The following is a 20,498-nucleotide window of genomic DNA, read 5'->3' on the forward strand; positions in this document are numbered from 1 at the left end:
ACATAAAGAAGATAACAAAAACAGCGCATTTTCAAAAGCAAAAAACCTTGCTATAATACAAGGTTTTTTGCTTCGTACTCATTATTTCGCTTTCTCGATTGCAGCATGCAATGTCACTTCGATTTGTTTGAGCAATTTCTCGCCTTCTTCTTTGTTTTTCGCTTTTGCAGCTTCTAAATATTTGTGTGCTTGATCGTTCAACGTTGTGAACGCTTGCTCTCCTAAAAGCGTTTTTAAGTCACTGCCAATCATATCGATAAATAATGCCCCTTCAAGCGCTGTCACTGCTGATTTATCTTGTCCCCAGTTTTCTTCGCTCTCCTCATATTCATGGAGCGCTACTTTTGCCCAACCACGAATAAATGCTTTATTAATAGCTATTGGGTCTAACGTTTTGACATCTGTTTGCAAATCAAATTGTTGCAGAATGTAATCTGCCTCTTCTGGCGCATGCTTTTTCATATACGGATATACGGATTGATAAAATGCCCATCCTTCCGCTTGCTCCACTTTCGCTTCGTCAGCGTTCTCTTTCGCCTCCGCAGCAGCTTTCGATGCATATCCATGTGGGAGCGCACCTGTTGCAAGGTAGAATGTCTTCATCAACGTTTTATCAATAACTTGTTTGCCAAGCGCAAACGCTAACGCGTCTCCTTTTTCTACCGCGCTTTCAATGTCAGAAAACGCTCCGTTAATTGTATCAACAAGGTTCGTGCCGTACGCTGCGTCACGTTTTTCTACTGTCGATTGCAAAATCGCATAAAATTCTTTCGCTTCTTCCACTTCTTCTTTTACTTTCTCTTGGTTCCCCCAATGTTCTTCCACTTCGGTAAATTCGTGTTTAATCGTTGCATAAAATACTTTTTGCATTAATTTATCAAAAAGTTGCTTGACGACCATCGGTGCCATCGACCCGTCTTTTCCAGCGCTTAATGCGGCAGTAATATGTTGGTCAAGCGTATCTTGAAACTCCGCATCGCGTTTTTGCACTAATGCCTGCAATTTCGTCGTGTAAATGGTTGTTACTTTATCAAAGTCAACTTTTTCGCCCGTTTTTGCTTTTTCTAATTCTGTCACCGCTTCTTTAAACGCTTCGCCATAATTGATTTCTTCTTTTTCCCCTTCCGATTTCTCTGTTTGTTCCGTTTTTTCGGTCTTCTCTGCTTGTTTCTCTGTTGTAGCTGTCTTTTCTGTGTTTCCGCAGCCTGCTAATACACCTCCCGCTAGTAAAAACATCGCAAATACTGCTTTTAACTGCCGTTTTTTCATTATGTATCCCCCTCTAATATATGATAACGATTTTCATTCACGATTATGATTATAGTAGAGAACGATTTTCACTGTCAATATTAAAAAATAAAAAAGCAGCCCAAAAAGGACTGCTTGCTAAAAATTATAGATGTTTATTGAGCAAGCTAACGAGCGCTTCTTTTGGTTGGAAGCCAATCGTTTTGTCCACTACTTCCCCGTTTTTAAAGACGAGAAGTGTTGGAATGCTCATCACGCCAAATTTCCCTGCTGTATCTGGGGTTTCATCGACGTTGACTTTGACGATTTTTACTTTATCGCCCATTTCTTGATCAAGCTCTTCCAATACTGGAGCAATCATGCGGCATGGTCCGCACCAAGGCGCCCAAAAATCGACTAACGTTACTCCTGTGCTTGTTTCTGTTACAAATGTTTGATCCGTCGCATTGACGATAGCCATCTTCATTCCTCCTATTTCATTACTCGTGTAAGCAAAGTATACCACTTTCTTGCATGGGGTGCTAATGATTTGCTTCATTTGTAATATTTGCGTTCACTAAATAATTATAACTGAAAAGCGAGCAAAGCTTCACCCGCTTTGCTCGCTTTTTTATTAAGAATGGACTTTCAGCTTTTTGAATTCTTCTGTTAATAGTGGTACGACTTCAAACAAATCGCCGACAATGCCGTAGTCTGCTACTTTGAAAATATTTGCTTCTGGGTCTTTGTTAATAGCAACAATGACTTTCGAGTTCGACATGCCAGCTAAATGTTGAATCGCGCCAGAAATGCCGCACGCAATGTATAAATCTGGCGTAACGACTTTTCCTGTTTGCCCGATTTGCAACGAATAGTCGCAATAGCCTGCGTCGCACGCACCGCGTGATGCACCAACTGCACCACCTAATACATCCGCCAATTCTTGTAGTGGCTTAAAGCCATCTTCACTTTTCACTCCACGTCCGCCAGCAACGATCACTTTTGCCTCCGATAAATCGACACCTTCTGCTGTTTTACGGACGATTTCCTTCACAATCGTACGCAAATCTTTAATCTCGACAGAAAGGCTTATCACCTCACCAGTGCGAGCATCGTCGCGGGAAAGCGCTGGAATATTGTTCGGACGAACAGTAATAAAGATAAGACCGTCCTTAACAACTTTTTTCTCAAACGCTTTTCCGGAATAGATGGGACGAGTGAACAATAGCTCTCCATCTTTTTCTTCAATCGCCACAACGTCCGAAACAAGCCCGGCGTTTAATTTCGTCGCTAGTTTAGGTGATAAATCTTTTCCCAATGCCGTATGACCAAATACAATACCTTCTGGCTTTTCCGCTTCGACGACCGCCATTAACGCTTGGCTGTATCCGTCAGGTGTATATACTTTTAACTGTGCATGTTCGACAACGACTACACGGTCTGCTCCGTGCGCAATTAATTCGTTTGCGTGCGATTGCACATTTTCTCCTACTAATACGGCAACGACTTCGCCGCCTTGTGCGATCGTTTTTGCTGCCGCAATTGCTTCTAGTGATACGTTTCGTAATGATCCGTCACGAATTTCCGCTAATGAAATCACTTTTCGTGTCATATTCCGTCCCCCCAGTAACTTAAATAACTTTTGCTTCGGTGCGCAATAGTGTAACAAGCTCTTTTACTTGATCTGTTAGTTCCCCTTGTAAAATCTTCCCTGCTTCTTTTTTCGGCGGCAAGAAAATTTCAACCGTCTTCGTTTTTGCTTCAACATCGTCTTCATCCAAATCTAAATCATCTAATTCTACTTCATCGAGCGGTTTCTTTTTCGCTTTCATAATGCCTGGAAGCGAAGGATAACGCGGCTCGTTTAAGCCTTGTTGTGCTGTGACTAACAGTGGCAACGACGCTTCAATGACTTCTTCATCCCCTTCGACGTCGCGAACAATAGTCGCTTTATCGCCATCGATATCTAGTTTCGTAATGGTTGTCACATACGGAATACCAAGCAATTCTGCCACGCGCGGACCAACTTGTCCAGAACCGCCGTCAATCGCCACGTTACCTGCTAAAATTAAGTGTGGCTCTTTATCTTTTAAGTATTCTGCCAATACTTTTGCCGTCGTAAATTGATCGCTTTCTTCGACGTCGTCTTCGATGTTAATTAATACCGCCTTATCGCATCCCATCGCTAACGCTGTGCGCAATTCCTTCTCAGAATCTTCGTTGCCGACTGTGACCACTGTTACTTCGCCACCTACTTTGTCGCGCACTTGAATTGCTTCTTCAATCGCATATTCGTCGTATGGGTTAATAATAAATTCAGCGCCTTCTTCATTCACTTTGCCGTTATTAATCACAATTTTTTCTTCTGTGTCAAATGTGCGCTTCATTAAAACGAAAATGTTCATGGAAACCCCTCCTTATGTTTGTGGAACATTTGTTCAGTTTGAAACATTCTGTAAATTTAAGGCAAAAACAATCGGTTTATTTGCCGCGGAATTGCGCTGGACGCTTTTCAATAAACGCTTGCACGCCTTCTTTTGCGTCTTCGGACATAAACACGCTGCCAAACAACACCGCTTCCTTTTCGACGGCTTCGTGGAATGTGCTTGCTTTTGCCGCTTGCAGCAATTCAATTGTTGCTTGCACGGAAATCGGGCTCTTTTGCGCAACTTTCTTAGCGAGCGTTTTCGCTTCTTCCAGCAGTTTCTCCTCTGGCACTGCTTTATTCGCTAATCCCCATTGCACCGCTTCTGTCCCGGTAATTGGCTCGCTCGTCCACATCATTTCTAACGCTTTGCCGAAACCGACGTAGCGCATTAATCGTTGCGTTCCTGCAAATCCCGGAATTAGCCCAAGCTGCAGCTCTGGCAAGCCAAGTTTTGCGTTTTCCGCAACAAGCCGAATATGGCATCCCATCGCCAATTCTAATCCGCCACCTAATGCAGCGCCGTGAATCGCTGCAATGACCGGCTTTGGATATTGCTCAAGCTTCTCCATGACTTGCTGGCCAGCACGCGCCAACGAAGCAGCTTCTTCGCTCGAAGAAACAGCGGTAAACTCTTTAATATCTGCTCCTGCAGAGAAAAATCTTCCTTCTCCGTGAAGTAGAAGGACACGGACATGTTCATCGTCTTTTAATTCATCTAATAACGATGAAAGCTCTTTCAAAACAGCGGAAGATAACGCATTCGCCGGAGGTCGCGAAAAAGTGATAGTCGCGACAAAATCCTCCGTATGCACACTAAAAAACCCCATGTTTTCCTCTCCCCTTTATAAAATTAAGAGACCGAACAGCCTCTTATCAGCAGTTCATGCACCGGCTTCGCTAAAGCAGCTAAATCATACTTCTGCTCATTCATCACCCACGTCGTGACCGTTTCATCAATCGTGCCAAAAATCATTTGCCTTGCTAAGCGAACATCAAGGTCACGGCGAAATTCGCCTGCTTCGATTCCTTCTTTGACGATTTGCTCCATGACACGCAAATACCCTTTTAACACCTCATTAATTCGCAAACGCAACTCTTTATTCGATTGCCGCAATTCCAATTGGGTCACGATCGCTAAATGGCGGTCTGCCGACAATAGTTCAAAATGTTTTTTCACCAACAAATATAACTTCTCGGAAGGACGCGAAATTCCTTCTATTTCTTGCTGAATTTTTTCGATAAATGCGCCCATTTTTTCTTGAAATAGCGATACGAGAATATCTTCTTTATTTTTGAAATATAAATAAATCGTCCCGTCGGCTACGCCTGCCTGTTTAGCGATTTTCGAAACTTGCGCTTGGTGGTAGCCGTTTTCAGCAATGACGACTACCGCTGCTTCTATAATTTGCATATACTTTGGTTTACTCCGTTTCAACAAGCATTCCCCTTCTTCAAATATGAATGAATAATCATTCATATTTTAATTTTAAAAATTCCCCTTTCTATTTGTCAAGACAAAAAATCAGCCAATGGCTGAAAGCATTGATATTACTTGTTCTTATGTTCTTCAGTAAGCGCACGGCGCAAAATTTTTCCCACTGCTGTTTTCGGCAATTCTTTGCGAAATTCGTAAATACGTGGCACTTTGTAAGCCGCAAGACGGCTACGCATAAATTGGTCAAGCTCTTCTTCGGTGCAATGCACTCCTTCTTTTAATACGATAAACGCTTTCACTGTCTCTCCACGATATTCGTCTGGAACGCCGATCACGACCGCTTCTTGCACTTTCGGATGTTCATATAGCACTTCTTCTACTTCACGCGGGTAAATGTTGTAGCCGCTCGCAATAATCATATCTTTTTTCCGGTCGACGATAAAGAAGTAGCCTCGTTCGTCCATATAGCCCATATCGCCTGTGTAAAGCCAGCCATCACGCAAGACGCTTTCCGTTTCAAACGGCTGGTTCCAATAGCCTTTCATCACTTGCGGGCCGCGAACGACTAACTCGCCAATCTCATTGACGTTCGCTTCTTCTCCTGTTTCAAGCGACACAATTTTCGCCTCCGTATCCGGCCATGGCACACCAATGCTTCCCTTGACCCTTTCACCGTCCCATAGAAAATTAGAGTGGGTGACCGGAGATGCCTCTGTTAGTCCATACCCTTCAATTAGCTTGCCTCCTGTAATTTGCTCAAATTTTTGCTGCACTTCGACCGGAAGTGGAGCGGAGCCGCTAATACATACTTTAATCGACGATAAATCATAGTTTGCTAAGGTTGGATGGTTTAAAAGCGCAATATACATCGTTGGCGCGCCTGGGAAAAGCGTCGGTTTTTTCTTTTCGATCGTTTTTAAGACGGTCTCCACATCAAATTTTGGCAATAAAATCATTTTATACGCTTGCATAATCGATAAATTCATAATTGTCGTCATGCCATACACATGAAAAAACGGAAGTACACCTAAAATGACTTCTTCTCCTTTTTGACAACGGTACATCCAATGAGCGCACATAAGTGTATTGGCAATTAAATTGCGGTGGGTGAGCATCGCTGCTTTCGGAAACCCCGTCGTTCCGCCCGTATATTGCAACAATGCCACGTCTTCGACTGGGTCTATTTCTACGTCCACTTCTTTTGCTGGCGCTGAGGACATGATACGTTTAAATAAATGTTGGTCACTTTTTTCTTCGATTTGCACAGATGGCTGATTGTGCTTTTTTTGCGCCAATGGGTAAAGCATTTTTTTCATCAGTGGCAAATAATCTTGGATGCTCGTTACGATTAGGTGCTGAAGCGATGTCCGCCCCTTTACGTTTATCGCTTTCGGATAGAGCATATCTAACGTAATGAGCACCGTTGCGCCACTATCGTTTAGCTGATGTTCTAGCTCTCGCTCGGTATACAGCGGATTCGTTTGTACGACGATGCCACCAGCCATCAATACCCCGTAATAGCTAATCACCGCTTGCGGACAATTCGGCAACATAATCGAAACGCGGTCTCCTTTTTGTAAACCAAGCTCGCGGAGGTAGTTGGCAAGTTTTAACGCCTGCTCGTAAAGCTGTTGGAACGTTACACGTTTCCCTAGAAAATCAATCGCTTCTTTTGAACCGAACTGCATGGCGGTTTCTCGCAAATAATCAGGCAATCGTTTCGATGGATAGTCCATGTGGTGCGGAATTTGTGGTGGATAATGAGCCAACCAACGTTTTTCCATAGCATCGCCTCCATTTTAATAATTATGACAATTTATTTTTATTGTATTATATTTTTTGAAAATTTACACTAAAAAAAATAAGCGCCTGCTCATGCAGGACGCTTTTTACGTAAAAAATAACCAATACACAATACCAATCGCTAAAAATAACCCACACAACACAAACAATACTTTTGCTAATGTTTCCATCGGAAGCTCCCCTATCTATCGAATGCTTTCGCCGATCACAAACGATAACCCAATCGAGATAACCATGGAGATGAATCCAACGGCGCGGTTATCATTGGCGATTTCTTCGTCAATATTAAATTTCGGCGTTAGAAATTCGTAAATGAAATAGGCAATCAGTAACAAAATAAATCCGTACACTCCCCAACCGATCATCGAAAGAAGCGATTCGTGATGGCTGATCGCATATCGGAAAATGTTGGCGATGCCAAAAATTTTTCCACCGGTCGCCATCGCCACTGCCATATTGCCTTTTTGGATTTCATCCCAATTTCGATATTTTGTCACTAATTCAAACGCCGCTAAAAAAACGACGATGCACAATACCGCTACACTAAAATTGGCAGCAATCTTCACTAGTTCATTCTCCCAAAAGGAGTTCATCGTCCTCGCCCCTTATTATTTCAATTCGACAATCGTGACACCGATGCCACCTTCTGTTGCTTCGCCAAAGCGAATATTTTTAACCGAACGATGTTTTTTCAAAAACTCTTGTACTCCTTTGCGAAGCGCTCCGGTTCCTTTTCCGTGAATAATAGACACGCGCGGATAGCCGGCGAGCAGCGCATCATCAATATATTTTTCGACTCGGGAAATCGCATCTTCGTACCGTTCGCCACGCAAATCAAGTTCCAAACCGACGTGATAGTCCTTCCCTTTTACAGTTGCCAACGGTTTCGTTTCTGTCACTTTCGCGCTACCAATATATTCGAGATCTCTTTCTTTTATTTTCATTTTTAAAATGCCAAGCTGCACTTGCCATTCATCGTCAGAAACTTTCTCTAACAAATAGCCTTTTTGATTTAAATGAACAACCTTTACTTCGTCGCCAGGGCGGAGTTCATGAGACACGCGCTTTTTCGCTGCTTTTTTCTTCATATCAATCGCCGGTGCCGCTTCTTCTAACCGTTTTTTCGCAGCAATTAACTCGTGTTCTTTAATTTCTGCGAGCTTTTCTTTTTGCATCTGCCGCAGTTCGCGAATGACTTCTTCGGCTTCTCGCTGTGACGTTTTAATGATTTCAGCTGCTTTTCGCTTCGCTTCGTTGATGAGTTCATCGCGTTTTTCATTCAGTACTTCCCATTTTTGCTCCCATTCACGGCGAAGCTGTTCGGCTGCGCGGCGCGCTTCTTCCGCTTTCTTCTGTTCTTCTTCTGCCTGCCGTTTGCTTCGTTCAAGCGAGGCGATCATGTTTTCTACTTTATTGCTTTCAACGCTAATTTGTGCTTTCGCTCGTTCAATAATTCGTTCACTCAAACCGAGCCGTTTTGATATTTCAAACGCATTGCTTCGCCCCGGCACGCCGATTAACAGCTTATAGGTCGGGCTAAGCGTATCAATGTCAAATTCGACGCTCGCGTTGATGACCATAGGACGGTTGTAGCCGTACGCTTTTAATTCCGGATAATGCGTCGTCGCAACTACCCGTGCCCCTCGTTCATGCACTTCATCTAGAATCGCAATGGCGAGCGCTGCTCCTTCTTGAGGGTCCGTTCCTGCCCCTAATTCATCAAATAGCACAAGGCTTTCGTGGTCGACGTGGCGCAAAATCTCCACGATGTTCACCATGTGCGATGAGAACGTACTTAAACTTTGTTCAATCGATTGTTCATCGCCGATGTCGGCAAATACCGAACGAAAGACTGCGAGTTCGGAACTGTCAAGCGCTGGAATGAAAAGGCCGGCTTGCGCCATTAACGTCAATAAACCGATCGTTTTTAATGTGACTGTTTTCCCACCTGTGTTCGGACCGGTAATGACGATAGCGGTATAGTCTTTACCGAGCTCCATATCGTTTGGCACGACGACATTCGGATCAATGAGCGGATGCCGTGCTTTCAAGAGACGAATATAACCTTCGTTGTTCATGTTCGGCTTCGTCGCATTTAGTTTTTTCGCATATTTCGCTTTTGTAAAAATGAAATCTAACTCAGCTAAGACGTCCACGTTGACGAGAAGTACATCAGCATGTTCCGCTACTTTTTTCGTCAGTTCCGCTAAAATGCGTTCGATTTCTTGTGTTTCTTTGACGCGCGCTTCTTGAAGCTGGTTGTTTAAATCGACGACGACTTGCGGCTCGATAAATAACGTAGCCCCGGAAGACGATTGGTCATGTACAATCCCACCGTAAGCGTGGCGATATTCTTGTTTCACTGGGATGACGTAACGGTCGTTGCGAATCGTAACAATCGCATCGGACAGCATTTTTTGCGCCGAAGACGAACGAATGATCGTTTCTAGCTTTTCCCTTACGCGCGCTTCTGTGTTCCGCAATTGTTGACGGATGGAACGCAACCGTTCGCTCGCTTGGTCGAGCACCTCACCATAATCATCGATACAATGTTTAATTGCTTGTTCGAGTTCCGGCAACGCGACCATTTGTTCCACATATTGTAACAAGCGTGGAAGTTCTATTTTCTCATCGCCTAGTGATTCAATAAACGTTTTCATTTGCCGGCTGGCATAAATCGTGCTGGCGATATCAAGCAGCTCATGCGGGCTTAGTATGCTGCCGATTTTCGCTCGCTTGACGCTTGGGCGAATATCAAATATTCCACCGAGCGGAGCATGACCGCGCAACCGTAGCGCAGTAACTGCTTCGTCGGTTTCTTCAAGCCATTTGATTACGTCAGCAAAATCGCTCGACGGAACAAGCTTTTCTATTTTTTCTTTTCCTAACGATGAAGAAGCATGCTCTATTAATTGCGCTTTCACTTTGCTAAATTCTAATACGTTCAAAACTCGTGTATGCAATGATGTCACCTCTTTAGTTAACAAATTCCGTAATCAGCTTTTTCGCCACCAGTAGTTGTACATACGATCCACTACGAAAAATGATACAAGTTTTTAGGCAAAAGTACAAAAAAACTTCTCTACGCCGAATAGAGAAGCTACGCCATATAACGAATCCACATTTGTTTGAGCATGTCGGATAAAAACGGGGTATGTTTGACAATGAGGCTTGCGATGAAAGAATGTTGCAGCTCCGTCTGTACGTTTTGGACAGGAATAAGCGCTCCGACGTAAAGAAGCAAAAAGACAAGCAAATACACTTCGACAAAACCGAGCACGCCGCCCGCCCATCGGTTCATGCTCCGTAAAATTGGCAGTTGCGCCACAAAATCAAGCATCGAACCGATGATTTGCATGACGATTTTCGCGACGAAAAACAACACCGCAAACGCCATCGCCCGATAATAGGCTTCATCTAAGTGCGCGCTTTCAAACAACATTTTTATCGTCTCAGGGTCGCCAAACGTAGGATACGGAATCCATAATTTTAGCGTTGGAACTAATTTGTCATAATTCATATAAGCGACAATGAAAGCAACAATAAACCCTGTCATATGAATAAATTGTAAAATAAATCCTCGTTTTACCCCAATCATAAATCCTGTGAAAAGGATGAAAAGTAATGCTACATCAACCATTCCATCACTCGTCCTTTTTCGTTTGCTGGAGGAGACGGTCATGCTCCTCTTTTAGCTTAATATATTCATGAACAAAATTTACCGCTGTTAGTACAGCAAGTTTCGTTACGTCTAATGTTGGGTTTTTCGCACTAATTTCTCGCATTTTGTCATCGACAATGGATGCAACAAGCCGAATATGGCTAGAACTTTCTGTGCCGACAATGGCGTATTGCTGTCCATAAATATCGACAGTGATGCGCGTTTTTTGTTGATCGCCCAAATGTTTTCCCCCATTCCGCAAAATCCTATTGTTTATCATACCATGAACACTGGTATAATGAAAAGATATGACCTATCGATAGAGGTGAGAGTGTTGGCAAATTATGTCGTTCAAGTAAAGGAACAAACAATTCGCGAAATGAAGCACTATTATACTTCTAATCTCGTCGAAAAACTACCACAAGGGGCTTTATTTGTTGCGAAACTTTCCGGTTGTACCATTACCGCATACCGCTCTGGAAAAGTGCTATTTCAAGGAAAAGACGCGGAAAAAGAGGCAGGGCGATGGGATGGTCGTGATGCGGGGCAAACAAAAGAAGAGAATTTTTCGACCGTATCCGCTATCGGCTCGGATGAGGTCGGAACAGGAGATTATTTTGGTCCTATCGTTGTCGTCGCTGCTTATGTCGCGAAAGAGCACATCGACACAATGAAGCGAATAGGGGTAAAAGATTCAAAACAGCTAACAGATGAGATGATTATTCGGCTTGCGCCAACGTTGATGAACGATCTCCACTATGCGTCGGCTATCCTTCCAAACCCGGAGTATAACCGTTGGCAGCAAAGCGGCATGCCGCAAACAAAAATAAAGGCACTACTTCATAATGAAGCAATCGGAAAGCTAGTGGACGCTCTCCCACAACGACCGGACGCCATTATTATTGACCAGTTTATCGAGCGCAACCTATATTTCCGCTACCTAGAAGGAGAGCAACATGTCATTCGTGAGCATGTCTATTGTATTCCGAAAGCCGAAACGGTTCATATCGCTGTTGCCGCCGCATCGATTATCGCTCGTTATTTGTTTTTGCAAGAGCTAGACTGTTTAAGCGAAACAGTCGGAATCAACCTTCCAAAAGGGGCTGGGGAACAAGTCGATAAAGTGGCTGCCCGCCTCATCCAAACACATGGTGAAGCGATTCTCCCCTCATGCGCGAAGCTTCATTTTGCCAATACCGAAAAAGCGCGGCGAATGGCAAACCGGTAACGAGGAAAATTGATGCCAAAAGCTACTCCGATATGTTACGCGTATAAAAAGGATGCCCCGTTCGGGACATCCTCTTTATGTTTATGATCGCAAAAACGGCCACCAGTTCGCTTTTCCAAACGTTTTCACCATCACTGGCACAAACAACGGCAAAACGATAAAGGCGTATAATAAAAGCCCTGTTAAAATAATCGTGGCAATTTGCAATAACGAAAGCACACCAGACGGATACATCGCCGCAAACGTTCCTCCTAAAATCACTACTGCAGAAATGATAACCGTTCCCATGTTTTTCATCGCGGTAATCATTGCCTCTTGCACCGAAAGGTCTTTATATTCGTTAAATCGATCCATGAGGAAAATGCTATAATCAATGCCAAGCGCCATCAAAATGACAAATGCGAAAAACGGAACCGCCCAATTGATGCCGTCATAGCCAAGAACGCGGACGAAAATCAACTCCGTCACTGCCATCGACGTGTAATACGTTAAAACAAGGGATAAAATTAAATACATCGGCATGACAAACGAACGAAGGAGCGCGATTAAAATAAGCGCAATACCAGCAAACATAAACAATACTGTACGGGCATAATCTTTGTCAGAAATGGTGTGAAGATCCGAATAAATGCTTGTGACTCCACCAACCGCCACTTTCGCATTTTCTAATTTCGTTCCTTTCACTGCCCTTTCGACTGCCTGCTTCACATCGTCGATTTTCTCCATCGTTTTCGTCGCATACGGATTCGTACGGAACACGACATCCAGCGTGACGACTTTTCCGTCTTTTGATAAATACGCTTCTTTCGCTCGTGCAAACTCTTGGCTATCGAGCACTTGTTTCGGCATATACCATCCGGCTAGTTCTTCATCAGGAGAAGAGGATAGCTCAGATAAATAGTCTTGTGCCGAGGCCAGACCAGTTGTGACTTGGTGAAGGCCGTTTGCACTTTTGTCCAAGCCGGTAATAAGTTGATTCATTTGTCCATCAAGTTGCGAAAAGCCTGTTAATAGCTGTTGCTGACCGTTCGCCACTTGGCCTAATCCGTTCGAGAGCTGCGGCAGACGTTGAACGATTTGCTGCTGGCCGTCCGCTGCTTTAGTTAATCCTTGCTGCAATTGCTCCATACCAGCAAGTAATTTTGTCATTCCGTCGATGAACGCTTTTTGTCCAGCGATTAGCTCTTGAAATGAGCGATTCGCTTGTTGGACACCCGCGCTCGTTTGCTGGAGTGCTCCATTTAACTGCGCCAACCCGCCAGCCATTTGCTGCGACTGTTTGGCAAGCGCTGTCATCGCTAGTTTCGTTTGCTGATATTCTGCATCTTGCTGCAACTCTGGATGTGTTTGTTCAATATGCTGAAGCGAGCCGTTAATGCCAGACAACTGTTGCGCCAAGGCGTTCATGCCTGTTTGCATCTGCTTATATTGTTCAACAAGGGAGCTTAACCCACCGCTTGCTGTCTCGTACCCTTGCAACAGCTGTTCAGCACCAGCAAGCAATTTTTTCGCATTGTCTTGCATGGTGGTAAGCCCTTGCTTTAATTCACCTGCTCCAACTGCTCCGCTGCGCACCCCTTGCTCTAGCTGCGCTAATCCGTTTTGCAGTTCACCGACACCTGCTTTTAACTGATTTGTTCCTGACACAAGCCCTGCGATTCCGCTCGTCGCTTGCTTTAATTTTGGTGCCGATGCAGAAAGTTCTGTGCTTGCTTTGCTAAGCCCTGTACGAATTTGCTCAATGCCGTTCGTTCCTTTTCCAAGCCCTTCTTTTAGCTGCTTTGCTTGCTTGGTGACAAATAGCTGCTCAATCGGCTCTCCTGTTGGACGAGTGACCGAACGGACGTGATCGACGCCGTCGACTTTCTCGACTTCGCGGCTAATTTTTTCGATTAAAGAAAAATAGTCGAGCGCATTCATGTTTTCATCGTTTTTAATGACAATTTGTGTCGGCATCGCTTCGCCAGGGTCAAAACTATCAGCAATAATATGAAACGCTTTAACCGATGGATAATGATCGCCGATTTCTTCCATCGAGTTAAACGACAGCTTTCCATCGTAAGTAAATAGCACCGGAAGCGTAATGACCGCGACAATTGCTAATGAGAGAAGCGGCTTCGCAAACGAAAAACGTCCTGCCCATTCCCATAGTTTGCTTTGCTTATGTTCAAGCGTTCCTTTCGCTGGCCAAAATAGCTTTGGACCGAGCGTAGCCATAAAAAACGGAACGAGCGTCATGAGCGCGATAAGTAAAACGGCAACGCCGACCGCAACGGCCGAAGCGGATTGGTACAGTTTAAACGTCGACAGTCCAATCGCCGCAAAGCCAATCATGACAGCAAGACCGCTAAATACGACCGTTTTTCCTGCCGTACGGTATGTCGCCGCAATCGCCTCTACCCTTGTTTCATGCCGTGGAAGTTCTTCTTTAAACCGGCTTAATAGCAAAATACAATAGTCCGTCCCGATGCCAAATAACACCGCGACTAAAAACGTTTGCGTAAACGTCGAAAGCGGAAAATCGAAACGATCGACTAAAAAGGCGACAATCGACTGGGAAGCGATATACGTCATACCGACCGTTAGAAGCGGAACGAATGGCGCGACAAGCGAGCGGAAAACGACGAATAGAACGACTAAAATAAAAACGACGGTAATTCCTTCCGTTTTCTTTAGCCCTGCTTGCGAACTGGCGATGACATCTTCGTCAATCATCCAGCTGCTCGTATAATAGTGTTGAAGAGAAATGTTGTCGATCGCTTTGTAAAGTGCGCGGCTAATTTCTTTCGCGCTTCGGTCGCGGCGATCTAATTTAATAGATGTTAAAATGGTTGTGCCGTCTTTGGACACGAGTTGGTCTTTCAATTCTTTTTCATGAAACGGAGATATAATTTGCGTGATTCCAAGCATTTTTTTCTCGTTTTCTAATTGTTGAATTGCTTTTTCAGCTTCTTTCCAGTCTTGGTCAGTCAGTTTTCCGTTCCGATGAAAAACAAGGGCAACGCTCGTTTCGTTCCCTTTTTGTTCTTTTTGCTGCACTTCTTTTAAAATATCGATGGCTAAAGAAGAAGAATAGCCTTTTGGAACAGTAATTTGCCCCTTTTCGCGCACAAGGTCGGCCATGTTTGGTGCCGTCATGACAAGCACGACAACCGCGGCAATCCAAGCGAGCAAAACGAACCATTTTCCTTTCACGATAGCTCTCATTTCGTTTCCTCCAGCTTTTGTAAAATATTCGCTAACTTTTCATACGTTTGAATAAATGATTCAATTTCTTCTTCGGAAAATTGCGTAATAAGCGATTCGACCAAGTGATGGATTTTTGTTTCTGTTTCCGCTAGCCACGCTTTTCCTTTTTCCGTTAGCGATAAATAAATGACGCGGCGGTCGCTGTCGTCGCGAAGGCGCTGAATCATTTCTTTTTCGACTAGCCGATTCGTCATCGCCGTAATCGCGCTTTTATTAACGGCAAACACTGCCGCCAATTCGCTCGATGTACAAACGTTTCGTTTGCTCATATAGCGAAGCAAGTAGTATTGGTCGTTCGTCATCTCATCCAGTTCACACTTCACAAGCGCTGCCGCTTTTTTGTTAACAAGAAACGAAACAGACAAATACCGTTCAATTAATTCATGCACGTTGCTATGCAAACAACCACCTCTTTCGATATAGTTCAACTATTTAACTATTAAATAATATAACTATTATAGAGAAAATCGTCAACGATTAAATCACGTGGTAATAAGGAAAAACAAGGATATGCAATGAAGCTAGAGTATACGTATGCCAATTTTCAATGGGACGGGCATTGGGAGCTCACCCACGGAAAAGCTTCCCTTCACCAACATGGATTGCCGAGATCATTCGACAGGTGACGCATCAACAACAAGAGCGGGCATCGACACCCGCTCTCGTTTACAACCATTGCTCTAGTTGTTTGCTTGTTCCGTCTTTTTTCGCCATTTGTTTCATATATATCAAATCCAGTCGCTCTTTATGAAGAAGAAACATTCTTTTTGCCCATTCACAATCAGAATTCGATTTCCAATGCACACATGCTCGCAAGCGATCTAATATAATGTCTTCAATCCCGATGACATATACATGAAATCCATCCTCTAGTCTTAACTCAATCACTTTATCATCAGCAGCATCTTCTAACATATCATTTGGAATTTCAACACTAACAAACAATTCATCGTGATACCAATGTCTTCCTGATGGAGTGAAACCAAGTTGAATGAGCAATTGTCCTGCTTTTTCACGATCACTAACAATTAAGTCAATGTCTACTGTCGTATAATCGCCGCGCGTATATATTTCAACAGCAAGCCCACCAACAATAATTGGACGTATGCGATACGGCTCTAACAGTTTAGTTAAAATGGCTGTTACTTGAACCATTTTCTCAAAAGATGTTTTCGTTCGAAGCGACTGAAGTTTTTCTCTCGCCTCTTTAATCGAATTCATAATACCACACTCGTTCGTTTACATATCGAATTTTTCCTTCTTGTTCAGCTTTTTTCCATCGTTTCATGCATAATTCATCTAATATATGCATTTCTTCTTTGTCGCGTGCGCGCAAACGCACATGTTGTTCTCTTCCATCTTTTAATATATCCCGCTCTACACTTCCTTTGCGTGAAAAAATCCAATCATTTAGTTCAGACATACTCATTTTTCTCACTTCACTTCACTCCAACAACTATTTTTTACATTATATCACAAAAGAGCGGGCATCGACACCCGCTCTTCCTTCATAAATGGCCACTTTGCTCGCCTAAACGTTTTTGCCATCACCGGAATGAATAGCGGCAAAACGACGAGCGCATATAAAAAGAACCCTGTTAAGATATATGGTTGCAATTTGCAATAGCGATAATACGCCCGATGGATACATCGCTGCAAACGTTCCTCCTAAAATGATCGCTGCTGAAATGATGACCGTTCCCATATGACGCAAACCTGCAATGGTCAATGATGAAATGATGTATGGTATAATAATGAAAAAAGTGAGGGATATGCGATGAAGCCAGAATCATCCAAACTGTATACGTATGCCGATTATATTCAATGGGACGGGCGTTGGGAGCTCATTGACGGGAAAGCTTACAACATGAGCCCTTCACCAACATGGGAGCATCAATTTACCGTCATGGAACTATCGTTTTCGTTTCGTTCATACTTTCAAAATAAAGATTGCTACGTCGCCATTGCTCCGTTTGATGTTCGTCTCTCCGAAAGCGACGACTACACGTATGCAAAACATGTTGTGCAACCAGATATTTCAGTCATTTGCAACCGAAACAACTTAACACCAAACGGCTGTTTAGGCGCACCAACACTCATTGTCGAGGTTCTTTCTCCGTCTACAGCGTTAAAAGACCGAAACGAAAAATTTAAATTGTATGAACAGTTCGGCGTACAAGAATATTGGATTGTTGACCCTGTGTACGAAACGATTGAGGTGTTTGGATTAGAAGACGGGTTTTTCAAACAAAGAGAAGGTAACTATTCAGCCGTTACATAGAAAAAGTTTACGAGATCGGGTTTATTTCTGCTCCCCTTGTCTATACTAGTACCATCCAAGACAAGGGAGGTGAACACGATGGCAAACGTTGTTTTTGATTTTCAACAAGCGGTCTTTACACTCGAAAGCATGGTCGCAAAAATCGAGCGCCAAGCGCAAACCATCGAAAAACTCATCAAAGAAAACGAGCAGCTAAGACAAGAAAACCAACAATTAAAAGCACGTATTGCAGAATTAGAAGCCCGTACGAAAAAAAACAGTACGAACAGCCACTTACCGCCGTCCTCTGACCGGTTTGTGGCGAAATCCCCTTCTCGCCAACCGTCGGAGAAACAGCCGGGAGGGCAACTAGGGCATCGAGGAACGACGCTCCGCCAAGTACCGAATCCTGACCATCGAGTCCTTCACCGCGTGACCAAATGCAAAGGATGTGGTCACTCTTTAGAACATGTTGCTCCGCTTCAAGTAGACATTCGCCAAGTGTTCGACCTCCCAGTGGTTCGAATGGAAGTGACTCAACACGAACGGGAAGTGAAGGGGTGTCCGAAATGTCATCTCGTCCAGCAGGCAGAGTTCCCTTTTTATGTCACGAATCATGTCCAGTACGGACCAGCCATCACTTCCCTTGTTTTATACTGGAATCATGCGCAGTTGATCCCGTGCGAGCGTGTCACGGAGATGGTCAAAGCGTTAGTGGGCCATTCAATCAGTGCAGGCACAGTCGTGAACATGACGAGACGGTGGCTCCCTGTGTTAGAAGCAGCGCTCAAAGAGATCGAAACGGCGTTGCTAACCTCCAGCACGTTGCACGTCGATGAAACGAGCCTGCGTGTGAACAGAAAGAACCAATGGGTGCATGTGGCTTCCACTGCCAAGGTCACACGATACGGGCTTCATCGTTCCCGTGGAAAGCAAGCGACGGACGACATCGGGATCTTGCCACGGTACAAAGGAACGATGGTACACGATGCGTATTCGGTGTACCCGATGTACACAGAGGCGAGCCATGCGCTTTGCCACGCCCATCATCTCCGGGAGCTTCGGGCATATACGGAACTTTACGGCCATTCATGGTCGAAAGAGATGACCGAAGCACTGTTGGAGATGAAACAGGCGGTGGAGAAAGCGGGCGGAGCTCTACCGGAAGAGGAAGTCCGGTATTGGGAAGCAGTGTACGACCAGCTTCTAGCGAATGGTCGACAAGAACTCGATGAACGTTGCCGACAAGGCAACCATGAAGGCGTCCGCAACGCGCAAAATTTCATCCAGCGCCTGGAAAAGCGCAAGCAAGAAGCGCTTCTCTTCCTGCGAAAGAAAGAAGTGCCGTTTGACAACAACCAAGCCGAGCGTGATTTGCGGATGGTGAAAGTCAAACAAAAAATTTCCGGAACGTTTCGTCAGGAAGACGATGCCGAGGCTTTCTGCACCATTCGCAGCGTCATTTCTACCCTGCAAAAACACGGAAAGCCGGTTTGGGAATCGTTGCAAAGACTTCTAAGTGGGGAGTCTCTCCAAACGATTCTCCATTCCTCCTAGGGCATTTTCGATACTGGAAATGCCCTATTGGTGCTGGATTCTGAAAATCTCACTAGTATTGGGCTGAATGGATACATTGCATTTGCAAATATTTCTATAATACTCGTTGTTTTCATAATGATATTTAAAGTTTTCTGCTATTAGATAGCCTTTTAGTTCTTCTTGTTTTTCTTTCTCCCACTTAAAAATCTCATCCAACGATGTAATTGTTGCCGCTACTGGATCAATTCCTAATGCTTTCGTTTGAGATATCCAATCTACTAAGTTAACCATCTCTAAATCCTCCCTTTAATTCTCATGCCTCCCTCTAGAAATGTTGATATATCAAGGTTTCTTGGCATCTTAGGGGTGCCAAAAAAATATTTTTCGACAAAACTCATTACATACTTTTTCATTTTTGTTGATATCTAACAATCCATGGTGCGCTTCGCGGTCACTGCTGGGTATTTTTTTCTGCAGTGGATGGATGTGTATGTGATGCACCTTGGATCTCTGCATAGCTGATGAGGACGAACCCTCCCATGTCTCTGGGCATCCTTGTGCCTACATTCCTTCGTTCGGTCTCTTCACCAGGCAGAGGCCGGCTAAGCTTTCTTAGGGACTCGAGGTCGAATGTATAAAATCGTGCCAGCTTCTCCGTGTCATCTGGTTGTTTAGACAGTTTTTCTTGTCAAAGGAGGCGGCTCTAGGCTGCCTGTGCTTGAGTGGAGGAGAAGATATCTTGCATCATTCGTTCCTCATCAAATGCTTGTTGTTTCACACAAACCGCGTATAGAATCTTCAATAGCTTGCCACATAACACCACAATGGATTGCTTCTTACGCAACGGATTGACGGGACGTGTCGTATAGTACTCGTGCAACGTTCGGAACGCCTTGTTATGGCGGATGAGTGGTATCATCACCCGAAAGAGAAGGGCGCGTAGCCGTCTTCGTCCTCGCTTCGAGATTCGTTTTTGCCCCTTGTGTTGTCCAGACGAGTGTTCTTTCAACGTCAAGCCCGCTAATTTGATCAATTGCCGCGGATCTTGGTACTGATGAAAACTCCCGATTTCCGACAACAGTTCAATGATCGTCGCCTCTCCTAGCCCCGGAATCGTTTGGAGCCATTCATATTCGACCGTCGTTTGTGCAAGGGCAGTTAACTCTTCCGTCAACGCTGCGATCTCTTGTTCCAATTGGCGATATCGGCGGACCAACGTGGCGATTTCGATACGGGCCATCTGTTGTCCTTCCGTGATGCCAATCGAATGGCGAGCCATCTCTAACAGCTTTTGCACTTTCGGTTTCTGTGGGCATTTTAGCGCCTCGCTTTGCCGATAACGCTCCATGAGCCCCTCTATCGTCTGACTTGCGATGTCCATCGGAAATGGCGTTTTTTCTAACACCACCAATGCCATTTTGCCAAACGACGGAAACACCTGCACAAACTCAGGGAAGTACCGATCCAGCCAACGAATCATTTGATTGTGGACGGCATTCCGTTCCTTGATTAATGACTCTCGAAACGTACTTCCTGCCCGCAATTCCGCCTCCACCTCATGGAGAATACGTGGATAGCTAAAACGTCCGTCTTTGACCAGTCTTGCGATGACTAGGGCGTCTTTGGCATCATGCTTCGTTGGCAAGTTGTCGTCGAGTTCTTTCGACC

General features: G+C 44.4%; 20 protein-coding genes and 1 pseudogene. 3 read left to right on the forward strand and 18 right to left on the reverse strand.

The annotated features are described in order from the left end of the window. Positions 1–81: 81 nt before the first annotated feature. From GFC30_RS14430 to zapA, 11 genes are all read right to left on the reverse strand, one after another. On the reverse strand, positions 82–1,272 hold the full coding sequence (locus tag GFC30_RS14430) for a hypothetical protein (RefSeq protein ID WP_409978526.1): 1,191 nt from the start codon (positions 1,270–1,272) through the stop codon (positions 82–84). A 121-nt stretch (positions 1,273–1,393) separates the two neighbouring features. After that, on the reverse strand, positions 1,394–1,708 hold the full coding sequence (trxA, locus tag GFC30_RS14435) for a thioredoxin (RefSeq protein ID WP_066326613.1): 315 nt from the start codon (positions 1,706–1,708) through the stop codon (positions 1,394–1,396). 153 nt (positions 1,709–1,861) lie between these two features. Next, a complete protein-coding gene (locus tag GFC30_RS14440) occupies positions 1,862–2,839 on the reverse strand; it encodes an electron transfer flavoprotein subunit alpha/FixB family protein (protein WP_066326615.1) in 978 nt (325 codons plus the stop codon). A gap of 19 nt (positions 2,840–2,858) precedes the next feature. Beyond that, a complete protein-coding gene (locus GFC30_RS14445) occupies positions 2,859–3,632 on the reverse strand; it encodes an electron transfer flavoprotein subunit beta/FixA family protein (protein ID WP_066326616.1) in 774 nt (257 codons plus the stop codon). Positions 3,633–3,708: 76 nt separating this feature from the next. Next, complete coding sequence (locus tag GFC30_RS14450) at positions 3,709–4,482, reverse strand: enoyl-CoA hydratase (RefSeq protein WP_066326618.1); 774 nt, start codon at positions 4,480–4,482, stop codon at positions 3,709–3,711. Between the two features lie 23 nt (positions 4,483–4,505). Beyond that, positions 4,506–5,090, reverse strand: coding sequence for a fatty acid metabolism transcriptional regulator FadR (locus GFC30_RS14455; RefSeq protein WP_066327457.1), 585 nt, complete (start codon positions 5,088–5,090; stop codon positions 4,506–4,508). A gap of 113 nt (positions 5,091–5,203) precedes the next feature. Further along, positions 5,204–6,874: a long-chain-fatty-acid--CoA ligase gene (locus GFC30_RS14460; protein WP_066326620.1), complete on the reverse strand. Its 1,671-nt coding sequence runs from the start codon at positions 6,872–6,874 to the stop codon at positions 5,204–5,206. Positions 6,875–7,078: 204 nt separating this feature from the next. After that, the gene (locus tag GFC30_RS14465; protein ID WP_066326622.1) at positions 7,079–7,486 is read right to left on the reverse strand and encodes a DUF350 domain-containing protein; all 408 of its coding nucleotides are present in this window, start codon (positions 7,484–7,486) and stop codon (positions 7,079–7,081) included. 15 nt (positions 7,487–7,501) lie between these two features. After that, the gene (locus GFC30_RS14470; protein ID WP_066326624.1) at positions 7,502–9,856 is read right to left on the reverse strand and encodes an endonuclease MutS2; all 2,355 of its coding nucleotides are present in this window, start codon (positions 9,854–9,856) and stop codon (positions 7,502–7,504) included. A 137-nt stretch (positions 9,857–9,993) separates the two neighbouring features. Continuing rightward, positions 9,994–10,533 (reverse strand): CvpA family protein, encoded by a 540-nt coding sequence (locus GFC30_RS14475; protein ID WP_066326626.1) that lies wholly within the window; start codon positions 10,531–10,533, stop codon positions 9,994–9,996. A 4-nt stretch (positions 10,534–10,537) separates the two neighbouring features. Next, positions 10,538–10,795, reverse strand: coding sequence for a cell division protein ZapA (zapA, locus tag GFC30_RS14480; RefSeq protein WP_066326628.1), 258 nt, complete (start codon positions 10,793–10,795; stop codon positions 10,538–10,540). 93 nt (positions 10,796–10,888) lie between these two features. On the opposite strand from zapA, the gene rnhC reads away from it, so the two are divergent. Beyond that, positions 10,889–11,782, forward strand: a complete 894-nt coding sequence (gene rnhC, locus GFC30_RS14485) for a ribonuclease HIII (RefSeq protein WP_066326958.1) — start codon at positions 10,889–10,891, stop codon at positions 11,780–11,782. Between the two features lie 81 nt (positions 11,783–11,863). Here the strand turns inward: rnhC and GFC30_RS14490 are convergent, their stop codons facing one another. The 5 genes and pseudogenes from GFC30_RS14490 to GFC30_RS14510 form a co-directional block, all read right to left on the reverse strand. After that, a complete protein-coding gene (locus GFC30_RS14490; RefSeq protein ID WP_066326960.1) occupies positions 11,864–14,989 on the reverse strand; it encodes an MMPL family transporter in 3,126 nt (1,041 codons plus the stop codon). Further along, complete coding sequence (locus tag GFC30_RS14495; RefSeq protein ID WP_066326962.1) at positions 14,986–15,432, reverse strand: MarR family winged helix-turn-helix transcriptional regulator; 447 nt, start codon at positions 15,430–15,432, stop codon at positions 14,986–14,988. Before GFC30_RS14495 ends, GFC30_RS14490 begins: the two co-directional genes overlap by 4 nt. A 265-nt stretch (positions 15,433–15,697) precedes the next feature. Next, positions 15,698–16,252, reverse strand: coding sequence for a DUF6036 family nucleotidyltransferase (locus GFC30_RS14500; RefSeq protein WP_066326965.1), 555 nt, complete (start codon positions 16,250–16,252; stop codon positions 15,698–15,700). Further along, a complete protein-coding gene (locus tag GFC30_RS14505; RefSeq protein WP_238583579.1) occupies positions 16,239–16,460 on the reverse strand; it encodes a hypothetical protein in 222 nt (73 codons plus the stop codon). Before GFC30_RS14505 ends, GFC30_RS14500 begins: the two co-directional genes overlap by 14 nt. Before the next feature lie 44 nt (positions 16,461–16,504). After that, positions 16,505–16,742: pseudogene (locus GFC30_RS14510) on the reverse strand (hypothetical protein); the annotation flags it as partial. Positions 16,743–16,808: 66 nt separating this feature from the next. On the opposite strand from GFC30_RS14510, the gene GFC30_RS14515 reads away from it, so the two are divergent. Both GFC30_RS14515 and tnpC read left to right on the forward strand, forming a co-directional pair. Beyond that, complete coding sequence (locus GFC30_RS14515) at positions 16,809–17,312, forward strand: Uma2 family endonuclease (RefSeq protein WP_066326970.1); 504 nt, start codon at positions 16,809–16,811, stop codon at positions 17,310–17,312. Between the two features lie 78 nt (positions 17,313–17,390). Next, positions 17,391–18,848, forward strand: coding sequence for an IS66 family transposase (tnpC, locus tag GFC30_RS14520; RefSeq protein ID WP_066324512.1), 1,458 nt, complete (start codon positions 17,391–17,393; stop codon positions 18,846–18,848). A 24-nt stretch (positions 18,849–18,872) separates the two neighbouring features. On the opposite strand, the gene GFC30_RS14525 is transcribed toward tnpC, so the two are convergent. Both GFC30_RS14525 and GFC30_RS16280 read right to left on the reverse strand, forming a co-directional pair. Then, positions 18,873–19,121 carry a hypothetical protein gene (locus GFC30_RS14525; protein WP_066326972.1) on the reverse strand — a complete coding sequence of 83 codons (249 nt, stop codon included), beginning with the start codon at positions 19,119–19,121 and terminating at the stop codon, positions 18,873–18,875. Positions 19,122–19,533: 412 nt separating this feature from the next. Continuing rightward, on the reverse strand, positions 19,534–20,475 hold the full coding sequence (locus GFC30_RS16280) for an IS110 family RNA-guided transposase (RefSeq protein ID WP_409978487.1): 942 nt from the start codon (positions 20,473–20,475) through the stop codon (positions 19,534–19,536). Between the last annotated feature and the right edge of the window lie 23 nt (positions 20,476–20,498).

The sequence above is a fragment of the Anoxybacillus amylolyticus genome (genome assembly GCF_001634285.1).
GTDB classification, from domain to species: Bacteria; Bacillota; Bacilli; order Bacillales; family Anoxybacillaceae; genus Anoxybacteroides; species Anoxybacteroides amylolyticum.